This window comes from Pseudomonas sp. 18173, assembly GCF_050432945.1.
GTDB lineage: Bacteria > Pseudomonadota > Gammaproteobacteria > Pseudomonadales > Pseudomonadaceae > Aquipseudomonas.
The window spans coordinates 39,489-52,385 of the sequence record NZ_JBKFTN010000032.1 but is presented as its reverse complement, the minus strand read 5'-3'; the positions used below and the strand labels follow the sequence as shown (position 1 = coordinate 52,385).

General features: G+C 62.9%; 11 protein-coding genes and 1 pseudogene. 4 read left to right on the top strand and 8 right to left on the bottom strand.

Features of this window, described 5'->3' with window-relative positions; genetic code table 11:
- The 3 genes and pseudogenes from ACLD1X_RS26475 to ACLD1X_RS26465 form a co-directional block, all read right to left on the bottom strand.
- Nucleotides 1–3,121: pseudogene (locus tag ACLD1X_RS26475) on the bottom strand (hypothetical protein); the annotation flags it as partial.
- A 656-nt stretch (nucleotides 3,122–3,777) separates the two neighbouring features.
- Nucleotides 3,778–4,410 (bottom strand): glutaminyl-peptide cyclotransferase, encoded by a 633-nt coding sequence (locus ACLD1X_RS26470; RefSeq protein WP_429372821.1) that lies wholly within the window; start codon nucleotides 4,408–4,410, stop codon nucleotides 3,778–3,780.
- Between the two features lie 35 nt (nucleotides 4,411–4,445).
- Nucleotides 4,446–5,666: a helix-turn-helix domain-containing protein gene (locus ACLD1X_RS26465; RefSeq protein ID WP_429372819.1), complete on the bottom strand. Its 1,221-nt coding sequence runs from the start codon at nucleotides 5,664–5,666 to the stop codon at nucleotides 4,446–4,448.
- Nucleotides 5,667–5,750: 84 nt separating this feature from the next.
- Here ACLD1X_RS26465 and ACLD1X_RS26460 point away from each other — a divergent pair, with 84 nt between their 5' ends.
- Nucleotides 5,751–6,509: a DUF899 domain-containing protein gene (locus ACLD1X_RS26460; RefSeq protein WP_429372817.1), complete on the top strand. Its 759-nt coding sequence runs from the start codon at nucleotides 5,751–5,753 to the stop codon at nucleotides 6,507–6,509.
- A 12-nt stretch (nucleotides 6,510–6,521) separates the two neighbouring features.
- Here ACLD1X_RS26460 and ACLD1X_RS26455 read toward each other — a convergent pair whose 3' ends face one another.
- The 3 genes from ACLD1X_RS26455 to ACLD1X_RS26445 form a co-directional block, all read right to left on the bottom strand.
- Nucleotides 6,522–6,818 (bottom strand): hypothetical protein, encoded by a 297-nt coding sequence (locus tag ACLD1X_RS26455; protein WP_429372815.1) that lies wholly within the window; start codon nucleotides 6,816–6,818, stop codon nucleotides 6,522–6,524.
- A gap of 33 nt (nucleotides 6,819–6,851) precedes the next feature.
- Entirely contained in the window at nucleotides 6,852–7,394 is a 543-nt protein-coding gene (locus ACLD1X_RS26450) for a molybdopterin-dependent oxidoreductase (protein WP_429372813.1), read from the bottom strand.
- 80 nt (nucleotides 7,395–7,474) lie between these two features.
- Nucleotides 7,475–8,839: an OprD family porin gene (locus ACLD1X_RS26445; protein WP_429372811.1), complete on the bottom strand. Its 1,365-nt coding sequence runs from the start codon at nucleotides 8,837–8,839 to the stop codon at nucleotides 7,475–7,477.
- A gap of 342 nt (nucleotides 8,840–9,181) precedes the next feature.
- Here ACLD1X_RS26445 and ACLD1X_RS26440 point away from each other — a divergent pair, with 342 nt between their 5' ends.
- Entirely contained in the window at nucleotides 9,182–10,054 is an 873-nt protein-coding gene (locus tag ACLD1X_RS26440; RefSeq protein WP_429372809.1) for a GNAT family N-acetyltransferase, read from the top strand.
- Nucleotides 10,054–10,947, top strand: coding sequence for a polysaccharide deacetylase family protein (locus ACLD1X_RS26435; RefSeq protein WP_429372807.1), 894 nt, complete (start codon nucleotides 10,054–10,056; stop codon nucleotides 10,945–10,947). Before ACLD1X_RS26440 ends, ACLD1X_RS26435 begins: the two co-directional genes overlap by 1 nt.
- A gap of 84 nt (nucleotides 10,948–11,031) precedes the next feature.
- Here ACLD1X_RS26435 and ACLD1X_RS26430 read toward each other — a convergent pair whose 3' ends face one another.
- Nucleotides 11,032–11,382 (bottom strand): BON domain-containing protein, encoded by a 351-nt coding sequence (locus tag ACLD1X_RS26430; protein ID WP_429372805.1) that lies wholly within the window; start codon nucleotides 11,380–11,382, stop codon nucleotides 11,032–11,034.
- Between the two features lie 241 nt (nucleotides 11,383–11,623).
- On the opposite strand from ACLD1X_RS26430, the gene msrA reads away from it, so the two are divergent.
- Nucleotides 11,624–12,130 carry a peptide-methionine (S)-S-oxide reductase MsrA gene (gene msrA, locus ACLD1X_RS26425; protein ID WP_429372803.1) on the top strand — a complete coding sequence of 169 codons (507 nt, stop codon included), beginning with the start codon at nucleotides 11,624–11,626 and terminating at the stop codon, nucleotides 12,128–12,130.
- A gap of 127 nt (nucleotides 12,131–12,257) precedes the next feature.
- On the opposite strand, the gene ACLD1X_RS26420 is transcribed toward msrA, so the two are convergent.
- Nucleotides 12,258–12,827, bottom strand: a complete 570-nt coding sequence (locus tag ACLD1X_RS26420) for a YSC84-related protein (RefSeq protein ID WP_429372801.1) — start codon at nucleotides 12,825–12,827, stop codon at nucleotides 12,258–12,260.
- Between the last annotated feature and the right edge of the window lie 70 nt (nucleotides 12,828–12,897).

Genomic DNA, 12,897 nt, shown 5'->3' with positions numbered 1-12,897 from the left:
GGCCTGCCGATACGGTAATCGTGAGCGTCCAGGCACCCGTGGTCGCGTGGGCCGTCGCCTTACCCTTGGACACTGCGGATGGGCCGGAACCATCAAAAATCTCGACCTGCATGCCATTGCTGGCCTGGCCCTTCAAGGTCAGTGTGGTGCTGATAGTGCTTGCGCCTTCCGCGACCTCCGCGTTGTTGCTGTCCAACACATTGACCAGCGTCGGTACGATCAGGGACACGACGGTCAAAGTGCGCGCCGCCGAGGTCTGACCTGAGCCATACAGGGCTTTGGCGGTGAAGCTGTGCGCCGCCACGCTCAGTCCGGTGATGGCGTGGCTCCAGTTGCCGCTGGCATCGGCGGTCGCCTCGCCTTTATTGGTCGTACCGTCCAAAATCTGAACTTTCTGCCCTTTGCTCGCGGTGCCGGTGAGGGTGAGCGAGGTGTCAACCGTGGTGCCGCCGTTGGGGATGTCCTCGCCATTGGCGCCAGCGACCTTGGTGATGGCCGGGGTGACCACCTCAAAGGCCCTGATGCTGTACACCTGATCGGCAAACACCAGCGCATTGGCCTCGACGTTGCTCTTGTCCAGCGCCGCCTTGAAACTTAACGTCAACTTGCTGGCATCGGCCAGGTCCTTGAAATAGCTATTGACGACACTTGCCGGCCAATACCCCTGCTCGAACCAGGTGGTGTTGACGGAGTCACCCCCCCCGTTCCAGACGACCAGGTTATGCTCGCTGCCATTGGCTTTCTTGCCCGACAGGCTCATCCACACCTGTTGACCGACCGCCATCAGCGGCCAATCCCGCGCATGGACGGTGACGTTCTTGCTGCCCAGTTTCACCAGGTCGAGGACACCGTCCCCGTCGGCGTCGGTGATGATCGGTGAGTTCAGCGCCGTGATCGGCAAGCTGCCGACGTTGAGCGTCAGTGCCGGCGAGGTGTAGGGCTTGCCGTCGCGGGTGATGGTGAAGGTGACGGTGACGGCTTTCGCCAAATTGAACGCCAGCACGCTGACCGGCAAACCGATGCTGTAGCCCGTCTCGCTGACCGGCCGGGCGGGCGTGGTGTGCGAGCCGTCCGCCGGGGTGCCCGCGGCGCCGGCCCAGGTCACGCTCAGCAGGTCGTCGGGCAGCAGGCCTTCTGCCGGGATCACGGCGGTCAGTGCGTCCTTGGCCTTGATCGGCTGCAAGGTCGTGCCGTCGGGTTCGGCCTGGAGGATCGCCGGGGGAGTCTTCAGTTCCACCGCCTCGCCCACGCTGAACTTCAACAGATTGGAGTAACTGGTGCGCTCCGGCGTGTCCGGCGTTGCCGCGCGGTAAATCTCATACGAGGCCGTCACCGTCCCGCCGCGGTTGGGCTTGATGTGAGCGGCCACAAACGCTGCGTTCAAGGCGAACGGCACCTCCTTGTCGGCATTGAGCGAGGTGATGTCGATCGAGTCCGAGGTCTTGCCCGTGACCGAGCCGATCCAGCTGTAGGTCACCTTGTCGCCGCGTTTGGTCGGGATGTTCGCGCGCGGAGCCGTGAGGCGACTGACGCCGCCGGGCAGCTCGTCCGGGTCCAGCACGCCGTCCGCCTCGCCGAGCACGCGCGGTGCTGCCAGTTCCAGCAGCGGCTCGCCGACGCGCAGCGGGGCGTGGTGCAGGGATTCGCGACGCAGGGTGCCGCCGTCCTCGGCCTCGGCCAACAGCACGTAGAACAGGTCCAGCGTCCCGCCATCGATGGCCCTGAGGTGCTGGCCGTCGACGATGAGGGAAATCGGCTCCTTGGCCTCGATCTCGCCGAGGCTGAGCGTGTGCCCGGGCAGTTCCGGGTCATAGGTGTTGAAGTCCGGTTTGGTGCCGACCCAGCGCAGCAAGATGACCATGCCGGCTGCCATGACCTCATCGAACGGGATGTCGATCGCCGTCGACGGCAGCTCAGGGTCGAGCGAGCCCTGCTCGGCGTCCCGGGCTAACGGCGCCGCCAGACGCCGGGCTTCGCCGACGATTTGCACAAATTGCCCCTTGGACGGCAGGTTCGGCGAACCGCTGCGCTCCAGGCGATAACTGAACACCGCCTGGGTTTTGGCTAACTGGCGCGCGGCGGCGTTGGGCAACTTCAGCTCAAGGATGCTCGGCAGGCTGGTCAGCGGCTCGCCGCGCACCTCGATCGCGACCGCCTCGCCGTCCAGGCTGGTGCCCCGAATCAGGCCGACCGGCACGTCACCGACTTTGAAATCCGGCGCGAGGGCAATGATCTGCAAGGTCACCGGTGCATCGCCCAGCTTGTCCAGGTCCAGCACATTGTTGACGGCCTCCTTGACGATGGGCGGAGCCAGTCGTGAGGTGCCGGTGTCGACGCGGATGCGCACCTCGGCGCTCCAGTCTTCGGAGCGGTTGTCGACGATGTCGTGCACTTCGAAGGTGACCGCCAACCCGTCGGTATCGCCGGCCTCAAGGATGGTGTCCTTGTCGATCCGAATCGCCAGCGGATGGTTGGCCGGGTCATCGATGTGCGCCTGGCTGACCCGCTCGGAAAACACAAACACCCCGCCCCAGCTCAACCGGCAGTGGTCGCCCACGGCGATGTCGGGATACAGCAACGGGCTGCCACTGCCCGGCCTGGCCTTGATGAGGATATCGAAGCCGGCTTCGGCGGTGTCCTTGTCCACGCCGTCCTGGACGATCGCCGGGGGGATCTGCATGAACAGCTCGGAATGCCCCGGCACGCTGCCATTTTCATCCTTGCCGGCGGGGCGTTCGAGCTTGACGTAGATCTTCACCGGCGTTGAGGTTTCCGCGGCCTGGTTGAAGCGGGTGACCCGGTAGCTCAGGCTGTAGGGACCGGTCAGCAACCGGCCCGGCGGGACATACAGGGTGACGCGCTGGTCGACTTCACCGGTATCGATGGTGTCCTGGTCGACCACGCTGCCATTGAGCAGCAGTTCGACCTTGTCGCCGCGCCCCATCTGCGACCAGGGCCAAATGTAGATTTTCAGGCCTTTGTCCGGTGCCAGGTCCCGCGCCGCGGCAATGTTGATGCCCCACTCGCCGGACGCGAGGATCGGCTGCGTGCGGTCGGGGATTTCCAGCTCCAGCAAGGCGTGGGGGCTGGGGCTGCGGGTAAGGCGGCGTTCGAGAAACATGTTAATGACTCCGGTCGGTGGAACAGGGACGATGGAGTGATTAACCGCCTGAACGGGGGGGCTGGCTACTGTCAGAAATGACAGGTTGAGCGGAGTTTTCGACGAATGGTAGCGGGTGTGGGGAGCGGGCTTGCTCGCGAAGAGGCCGGCACATTCAATATCCATGGCGCCTGACACACCGCCTTCGCGGGCAAGTCCGCTCCCACAGGGTGAGCGGAGTTGTGCACATCTTTCGTGGTCGCCGCAAATCCATTGTGGGAGCGAGCCTGCTCGCGAAGAGGCCGGCACATTCAATATCCATGGCGCCTGACAAACCGCCTTCGCGGGCAAGCCCGCTCCCACAGGGTGAGCTGAGTTGTGCACATCTTTCGTGGTCGCCGAAAATCCATTGTGGGAGCGAGCCTGCTCGCGAAGAGGCCGGCACGTTCAATATCCATGGCGCCTGACACACCGCCTTCGCGGGCAACCCCGCTCCCACAGGGTGAGCGGAGTTGTGCACATCTTTCGTGGTCGCCGCAAATCCATTGTGGGAGCGAGCCTGCTCGCGAAGAGGCCGGCACATTCAATGTCCATGGCGCCTGTCACGCCGCCTTCGCGAGCAGGCTCGCTCCCACAGGATCACCGTCGAACACAGATTGCGCCAGGCAACCGGTGGCTCACGAAGGCCGCCGCACCACCCTCACCCGACCGCTATCGCCGCCACCGCAGAACAACCGCTCGCCACCATCGGACTCAAGCCCCGACACGCCCTTGCCTTCCGGCATTTTCAGGCTCTGCAGCACTTCGCCCGTTTGCGGGTCGATCCGGCGCAGTTCGCTTTCATCGCCCTCCCACGTACCGTGCCACAACGCGCCGTCCACCCAGGTCACGCCGGTGACGAAACGGTTGGATTCGATGGTGCGCAGGATCTTGCCGTTCTCGGGGTCGATCTGGTGAATCTTGCGTTCGCGGTACTGGCCCACCCACAACGTCCCTTCGGCCCAGGTCAGACCCGAATCGGTGCCTGCGCCGGGGGCGGGAATCGTCGAGAGGATGCGGCCGGTGCGTGGGTCGATTTTGTGGATGCGGTCTTCGGCGATCTGGAACAGATGTTCGCCATCGAAGGCGGTGCCGGCATGGGCCGCGACATCGATCGAGCCCAGCACCTGGCCGCTTTCCGGGTCCATGGCGTTGATTTTGCTGTTGCTCGCGAACCAGACCTTTTCGCCGTCCCAGGTGACACCACACACATGGTCGACATCGGCAAACGGGCCATACTCACGAATGATTTCAGCAGTTGCAGGTTTCATCTGGCATTCCTCGATAAGGGTTGGTGGCGTTCATCCTAACCACCGAGCAGCGGCGCCGGGAGTAACAAGGTCGTCGCGAATCCCGGCACGGGCGGTGTCATCCAGCGCCGTGCGCGTCCACGGCCAAACCACTGCACCTTGCCCTGTGCCGCCAGCCTATCGAGCGCCCGTTGCACCGTGCGCTGGCTGCTACCCAGCGCCAATGCCAGGGCGGAACTCGACCACGACTCGCCATCGGCGAGGCAGGCTACGACCCCGGCAAACTTTTCCTCGACCGGTTGCGCCAGTGTCACCACCTGCGTACAGACCGGTGATTGCAGGACATAACCGCGCGCCGTCGCGATGATGCCGGCCAACGGCTTGAGTGCCTGGCGCAGCCTGCCGATTTCCACGCGCAGCCGGGCGCGATGGGATTCGTCCGAGAGCTTCAAGCGGAACGCCCGGGCGATCAGTGTTTCCCGCGCAACGTCGGCGGGCCACGCCTCGGCCAGGGCGCGGGCGAGCATGAACAGGACCGGCCGCGTCGCGAGCGACACCGACATGCCACAACCACGCACGACGTACCGGCAGGCATCCACCACCAACGACGTTGAACCGAACAGCGCTTCCACTTCGTCGAGCAACAGTGGCCGAATTTCACCCTGGGTAACCAGGTGGGCCGCGGGTGCGTCGAGCAGGCGCGCAGCCTGTTCCACCTCAGCCATCAGCGCGACAATCCCCGTTTGACCGGCCGCCTGCCCGGCCCTCGTCAACGCGTCCCGTGCCGCGTTCGATTGCAGGCGTCGAATGGCGATACCCGCCAGGACCAGTTCATGGGTTGCCCGCAATGCCGGCGGCAATCGCTCGGGGTCGAGTCCGGCCAGTAACTGCTGCGCCTCGTCGAGCTGGCCGAGCAACAGCAAACGGCGGATTTGCAGATAGCGCGCATGGGCGGCATTGACCCGGTCACCGTGCTGCTCAAGGGTGACCCGCGCGGTTTCGAGCGCCTTGACCGGCCAGCCGAGTTCCCGCGAAGCGAGGGCGATTTCGGCCTCGGCCACCACGCATCGCGCCCGGGCCAGCACTTCCCTGGGCGCAAAGGCCCGTTGCGCACGCTTGACCAACGCCCTGGCCCGCACCAGATCGCCCAGTTGCGCCATGGCGATACCGCGCAGGGCCAATGCCGGTGCATCGTCGCGCAATGCCACGCGGTCCAGTGCGCCCAGCGGGTTCCCTGCGGCCAGCGCCTGGGCGGCTGCCGTGATCATCGAGTCCATCGAAATCCCGCCACGCTTGTCACTCCCCGCATTCGATACCCGGGTTTAGTCTAAATCACGACCTTTCACCAGGAGCGCATAACGATGAACACGCACAAAACCGCGACCCGGGACCAATGGCTGGCAGCCCGCCTGCAATTGCTTGAAGCGGAAAAGGCCCTGACCCGACGCAGCGATGAAGTGGCCAGGCAGCGCCAGGCATTGCCATGGGTTCGCCTCGACAAGGCATACCGCTTCGATACCGACAGCGGCAGCGCAACCCTGGCCGAGCTCTTCCAGGGGCGCTCGCAACTGCTGGTCTACCACTTCATGTTCGGCCCCGACTACACGGCCGGCTGCCCTTCCTGCTCGGCCATCGCCGATGGCTTCGACCCGATCGTCATCCATCTGGCGAACCACGACGTGACCCTGATGGCGATATCCCGCGCGCCGTTGGCGAAACTGCAGGCCTACAAGCGCCGAATGGGCTGGACGTTCCCCTGGGCTTCGGCCGCCGACAGCGACTTCACCGCCGACTTCAACGTTTACTTCACCCAAGCGCAACAACGTGAAGGACTGGTCGAGTACAACTATCAGCGCGGCGGGCATGCGATGGACGACAACCAGATACCGGAACCGGTAAGGCAGTTCGCCGCGACCTGTGGCACCGACGCGCCGACCTACACCCGCGACAGGCCGGGGCTCAGCACGTTCGTGCTGGAAGACGGCGAGATCTATCACACCTACTCCACCTACGCCCGAGGCCTGGACGGATTGTGGGGCATGTACCAATGGCTCGACCGCGCACCCAGGGGGCGCAATGAAACGGGGCCCTGGTGGCGTCGGCATGATGAGTACAAATGAGTGCCTGCGGTGTCACTGACCGCCGATGAAGACATCCGCCAGTTTGTCCACCAGCGCCGGCTTGGTCTGCGCGAACCAGCGCCGGGTCGCCCACTCCTGCCATTCCTCGGCACGGTCAAGCGTGTATCGCGGCACGAAGTCGCCAAGGAACCGGCCCAGGTTATTCAGCGTGAGTTCATGACCGGCGTTGGCCATTTGCTCCAGCAAATCCCTCAGGGCCACTTCGAATTCGGGTGGCCACTGTTCGCCGGCCAATACCTGCTCGACCGAGGGCTGTCGATCATGACCCGGCGAATGAAGGACTGGCATCGGCATTTTCCTCGGTACGGCGTTGTGGATGAGTCAACCAAAGATGCTGCACAGCTCAATGCTGCGCAGCCACTTGACCTGACGGGCCCCGGAATGACAATCGCTTCCCGAAACCAATGACAGGTGCTCGCCTGGCTCGCCGTCAGCCGTCTGCGCATACGAATGTTGTCGATACACCACCAGTACCGCATCGCCCACGTCGGTATTGATCAGTTCGTTCCAACTGAACAAAGCAACATAACCGTCACTGGCGCGCGCCACCACATAGGCGCGTTTCCAGCCTTTGGGGTCGTCGCTCTGCAACCCGGCCTTGAGGACAACTTCCCGCAGCAACACCCCGCGATAGCCGTTTTTCCGGGCTTTTTGCGGATTGCCCTCGCAGGTGTTGCTGGTCAGCCTCACCCAGTCATAACCGGGCATGGCTTGCAGGTCGGCCACGCTCAGGCACAGCGGATTCTGCACCTGCCCGACCACCTCCAAAGTCTGCCCGGCCACATCGATGGCTGCACCTGGCAACAACACGGGTTTTGCGCTGGGGCGAACAAGGCTTTGCACAGTCGAAAAAATTGAACGCATGGCGATGCTCCTGTCGTGGTTGACCAATCACCCTGGGGTCCCGGGCTGCGCACTGGCAGCCAAAGACCGCTCCGCCGTGCTTAAAGCAGCGGCAGGCTGTAGCTGAGGATCAGGCGGTTTTCATCCAGGTCGCTGCTGGCATTGCCACGCAAACTGGCATTGCGCCAGGAAACGCCCAACCCCTTGAGTGGACCGCTTTGCAGCGCGTAGTCGATCCGCAGGTCGCGCTCCCATTCTTTGCGATCACCGGCGGCGGAATCGATATTGTCGCCACTGAGGTAAGTGACCACGGTCTTGAGCCCCGGCACGCCCAGTGCGACGAAGTCATACCCGTACTCGGCCAGCCAGGTGCGCTCGCCGGCACTGAGGAACTTGCCGATCTGCCGGTCGGTGATCAGGTACGCGGTGGCGCCATCACCCTGATTGACGAACGGGAACGCACTGTCGCCGGAGACTTGCTGATAGCCGGCGCTGAATGCATGACCACTGAGGCTATAGGTGAACAGGGCGCTCCAGGTGTTGTTGTCCACCTCACCGGCGTGTGTGTCACCCGCGCTCCAGAAGCCGCTGCTCTTGTAGCCCTGGGCGCGTCCGGCCGCGTTCCCGTTCTTGCCATCGGCGCTGCTGTTGAAATAGCGCAGGTCGGTCTTCAGTGCGCCGGGGCCGATCGGCATGGTGTGGATCAGGCCGAGGAAGTGCTGCTTGTAGAAATCTTCGAGACTGCCGTAGTAGTACTGGGCGGTGAGGTCCTTGGTGATCTTGTAGTCGCCACCGGCGAAGACGAAGTTGTCCGAGTCGGCCAGCGGCGTGCTGGCCGGAGTGCGTGCGGGACGTGTCGCGCCGGCGATGCGCAGGTCGATATCGTCGGTGGAGCTGCGGGTCTTGGTGCTTTGCAGTTGGCCGGCGGTGAGGGTCAGGCCGTCGATCTCGCTCGAGGTGATCTGCCCGCCCTCGAAGGTTTGCGGCAGCAGGCGACCGTCGTTGAAGTTGATCACTGGCAACCTGGGTTGCAGGGTGCCCAGCCGCGCCTCGGTCTTGGAAATGCGCACTTTGCCGGTTACGCCGCCCTTGGAATACTCATCGACCGCGTGGCCGTCGCTGTCCGTGGGAAACAGCGCGCCTGGCGTGCGGTCGATACCGGCCTTGCCCGCACGACCGCCGCTGTCCAGTTTCAGCCCTGTCATGGCGATGGCGTCCAGACCGAAGCCGACGGTGCCCTGGGTGAATCCGGAAATCACGTTGAGTTGCAGACCCTGCCCCCACTCCTTCGCCTGGCTGCTGTAGGCGGCATTGCCCACGCTGCCCTGGCTTTCCCGGTTGTCCGAATTGAAATAGAAATTGCGCAGGCTCAGCGAGGCCTTGCTGTCATCGATAAAACCGGCGGCGATGGCCTGGTGGGTCAAGCCACCCAGGGTGATGGCCAGGGCCAGGGGTTGCAGCTTCATTGTGTTTACTCCAGTGCGGGTCTCTTGTTTTTTTGATGTCCAGGGTCCTGATCCCCTCGTGACCCGAGTTTTTTGCCTATCGCTATATATTTTTGTATATAGCGATAGGCGAAATTCTTGGCCCGCAGGTCTGCAGGCGCCCTCAGTGGTCGTGATTGAGGCTCGGGGGAAGATCGAAACAGGTCTGGCGGCCTGCATCTTTCTAGAAGCTGACTTTGAAGTCAACAAACTATTTGCAGGTGACGTGACGAACTGGATCAATACCCGGGTTGAAGCTATACCGAAAGGGTCCAGAGTGGGGATGGAGCACATGCCCGATCAGCGACTGAGGAGAACTTCGCCGTGTCGAATGAGCTGGTCATACGCAACATGACCCGTCCCGAGCTGGACGAACTCGTCGATTGGGCTGCCCGTGAGGGGTGGAATCCCGGCCTTCACGATGCCGGGCTGTTCTGGGCGACGGACCCTGCCGCCTTCATCGCGGCGTCCCGGGGTGGCGAATTGATCGGCGGCGGCGCCATCACCTCCTACCATGGCGAATTCGGTTTCATGGGGTTTTTCATCGTCCGGCCTGAGTATCGCGGTCAAGGCCTGGGCAATACCCTCTGGCACGCACGCCGCGAGCGACTCCTCGCCCGCCTGCGCCCAGGCGCGAGCATCGGCATGGACGGCGTCTTCGCGATGCAGGACTACTACGCCAAGGGTGGTTTCGTCTTCTCCCATCGCAACATGCGTTTTCGTGCCGAGATCACCGAACGCCCGGCGACCTCGCCGGTAGACGACCAGGACATTGTCCCGTTGGCCACCTTCCCGTTCGATCAGGTTGTCGATTACGACCGCACCTGCTTCCCCGCCGCGCGCGCAACCTTCCTGAGCGGGTGGATAGCCCAGGCCGATGCACTCGCCGTGGGTTGCCGGCGCGAGGGCCGGCTAAGCGGCTATGGCGTAGCCAGGCGCTGCCGGGAAGGCTGCAAGATCGGCCCCTTGTTCGCCGATGACGCCCTGGCAGCCAATGCCCTCTACGCGCGCCTGGCGGAATTTGCCGTCGGTGGCCCGCTGTTTCTCGATGCCCCGGAGAATAACCCCGCCGCGATGGCGCTCGTGCGCCAACAGGGCATGACCGAGGTTTTCGGCTGCGCCCGCATGTACCTCGGCCCCCCTCCGGCGATCGCGCACGAACGCGTGTTCGGCGTCACGACTTTCGAGCTGGGCTGATGTCCGCTCGCGACCTCAGCGGATACGGCGGCAGCCCTCCCCACCCGCGATGGCCCGGTGAGGCTCGCGTCGCAGTCCAGTTCGTACTCAACATCGAAGAAGGCGCGGAGTCATGCATCCACAATGGCGATGCACAATCGGAAGCCTGGCTGCACGAGCTACCGGGCCGCCCGCCGCGTGTGGGCGAAGCGGACTTGAGCGTCGAGGGCATGTACGAATACGGATCGCGCGCAGGTGTGTGGCGCATTCTGCAGCTGTTCAGCGACCGAGGCCTGCCGCTGACCGCCTTCGCCGTCGGCCGGGCACTGGAGCTCACCCCGGCGATTGGCCATGCGCTCTGCGCGGCCGGGCATGAGATTGCCGGGCATGGCTACCGTTGGCTGGACTATCGCGACATGCCTGAAGACCAGGAGCGGCGCCATATCCGTCTCACCCTCGACGTGATCGAGCAGACCTGCGGCAAACGCCCCGTAGGCTGGTACACCGGAAGGGTCAGCCAGAACACCCGCCGCCTGTTGCGTGAGGAAGGCGGATTTCTCTATAGCTCGGACGCCTACAACGATGACCTGCCCTATTGGCTCCCAGGCTCGCCCGCCCACCTGGTGATCCCTTACACACTGGTCAACAACGACGCCCGCTACCTGCTGCCGAACGGCTTCGCCTGCGGTGATGACTTCTTCCGGCTGCTCAAGGATGCGTTCGACCTGCTGTGGCAGGAAGGCGCGCAACACCCGAAGATGATGAGCGTCGGCCTGCACGGACGGATCAGCGGCCATCCCGGTCGGGCGATGGCGCTGGCGCGCTTTCTCGATTACGTGCAAGGCCACGACGCGGTGTGGATCTGCCGGCGCGAAGAGATTGCCAGGCACTGGATAGCCCGATTCCCCGCGTGAGTGGCAAGTGGGGTACACAGGCATTCAGCGTCCCTGCGCCCTCGGTTCCCGACCGGGAGCGCGGCGCCTACAAGGTTGCCATTATCATTTGTCGTCCATCTTTGTTGACGATTGTGGCCGGCGCTCAGGGCTCTCTTCGGCGTTGGGCGCCTCTGGAAAACTCCCTGGGGTGAACACATGGGTCTGCAATTCGCTGGCATCGACTTCGGCGACACCATGAACCGAACGGGCCAGACCAATGACCTGTTCACACTGTCTATGCGTGTTGACGCGGCCGCTTAACCCCACTATGCCCGCATGGGTTTTGACATTGACATGCAAGCTAAGCGTCGGATCGGAAAATGCCAGGGCCGACTTCACCTTGGCGGTAATCCATGCATCGTGAACGGCCATTTCCACACCGTGGGAGTAATGCTGGAAGGAGTGAATTTTCATGGCTGAACCCTCTCTCGCGTAATCAGACGTACTGTCCATCCCGTTTGCTGTGCTGCCCTCTGCCTGTCAGGTGAACGCCATGGGTACCTGATCCGTTTCGCAGCGCTCGCCACGCAAACATTGACAGACATTAATTATAGTACGGCCGTTGCCTGCGGTCAGAGCGCTGTCCCCTTGGAATTGGCCAACACGCCCTCATAACAATGGCTATACCCAACGTCCCCGAGAGGAAGGACAGACCATGACCACACAAACCGAAACTGCCATTCTCGCTGGTGGCTGCTTCTGGGGCATGCAGGATCTGCTGCGGCGCTATCCCGGCGTGCTGCACACGCGGGTCGGTTATACCGGCGGCGATGTGCCGAATGCCACCTACCGAAACCATGGCAACCACGCCGAAGCCATCGAGATCGTCTTCGACCCTGCCGTGATCAGCTACCGGCAGATCCTTGAGTTCTTCTTCCAGATACACGACCCCACCACGCCCAACCGTCAGGGTAATGACCTTGGCCCCAGCTATCGTTCGGCGATCTACTACCTCAGCGAACAGCAACGCGACATCGCCGAGGACACCGCTGCCGATGTCGACGCTTCACACCTGTGGCCAGGCCGGGTAGTCACCGAAATCGAACCGGCGGGGCCTTTCTGGGAAGCGGAACCCGAGCACCAGGATTACCTCGAACGCATACCGAATGGCTACACATGCCACTTCATCCGCCCGAACTGGAAGCTCCCCAAGCGCGCCTGAAAGTCGAATGGGTGAGGCACAGAGCTGACCGTTTCTGGCCGTTAGCTGCCTTTCGCGAAGGGCAGCTAGCGGTCGTTTCCTGCTTCACACGACAGGCACAAATCAGCTCGGCGCATAGCCGACGGTCTCAGCGACTGAGCCTGCTGATCTTCGAACCCTGCAATCCCACCCCAGCCATCAAGCCCTTTTGATCAAAGATGAACGCATGGATATCAGACTGAATCGTTGACGTAGTCACCGACTTGGCCACGCCTGCATCTTCGACCACGATGCTTGGGCCCACGCCGACCTCAAACCCATTGCCGGTTTTCAGATCTTTCAGCGCAGAATCACTCATGAAGAACATCGCGTACCCAAACCTCTGCACGCCTGCCTGAAGGCCGTATGAGGCTGCTGTCGTCGAGTAGTACCCCGTGACTTTGCCGTTCTCGATCAATTCGCCTTCGCCATGGTGTGCGCCGGCGATGAACCCCGCTTTCACCACATCCGGGAAAACGAGGATTCCCTTGGCTTGCTTCGCCAGGGCGCGCGCTTTCGGTGTATTGGTGTACAAACTCTGTAACGCCGCTTTCGCTTCCTGGTCCATCGCAGCGTCCGCAGCCTTTGTACCGGAGGCGGAAGTTGATTGATCCATTTGGCAGCCCGCAGAGATTGCGAGGATTGAAATCATTGCCATCATTCGAAGATATTTGACCATGGGAAATACTCCGTTTCTGCACTTGCCGTTGAGGAGCCTGAGTGATGACAGTCGCTGCGGATCAAACACC

Bases quoted from the DNA above. Each gene is read 5' to 3' on its own strand.
- ACLD1X_RS26470 (WP_429372821.1), bottom strand. From the start codon at position 4,410: ATGAAACCTGCAACTGCTGAAATCATTCGTGAGTATGGCCCGTTTGCC.
- ACLD1X_RS26465 (WP_429372819.1), bottom strand. From the start codon at position 5,666: ATGGACTCGATGATCACGGCAGCCGCCCAGGCGCTGGCCGCAGGGAAC.
- ACLD1X_RS26460 (WP_429372817.1), top strand. From the start codon at position 5,751: ATGAACACGCACAAAACCGCGACCCGGGACCAATGGCTGGCAGCCCGC.
- ACLD1X_RS26455 (WP_429372815.1), bottom strand. From the start codon at position 6,818: ATGCCAGTCCTTCATTCGCCGGGTCATGATCGACAGCCCTCGGTCGAG.
- ACLD1X_RS26450 (WP_429372813.1), bottom strand. From the start codon at position 7,394: ATGCGTTCAATTTTTTCGACTGTGCAAAGCCTTGTTCGCCCCAGCGCA.
- ACLD1X_RS26445 (WP_429372811.1), bottom strand. From the start codon at position 8,839: ATGAAGCTGCAACCCCTGGCCCTGGCCATCACCCTGGGTGGCTTGACC.
- ACLD1X_RS26435 (WP_429372807.1), top strand. From the start codon at position 10,054: ATGTCCGCTCGCGACCTCAGCGGATACGGCGGCAGCCCTCCCCACCCG.
- ACLD1X_RS26430 (WP_429372805.1), bottom strand. From the start codon at position 11,382: ATGAAAATTCACTCCTTCCAGCATTACTCCCACGGTGTGGAAATGGCC.
- msrA (WP_429372803.1), top strand. From the start codon at position 11,624: ATGACCACACAAACCGAAACTGCCATTCTCGCTGGTGGCTGCTTCTGG.
- ACLD1X_RS26420 (WP_429372801.1), bottom strand. From the start codon at position 12,827: ATGGTCAAATATCTTCGAATGATGGCAATGATTTCAATCCTCGCAATC.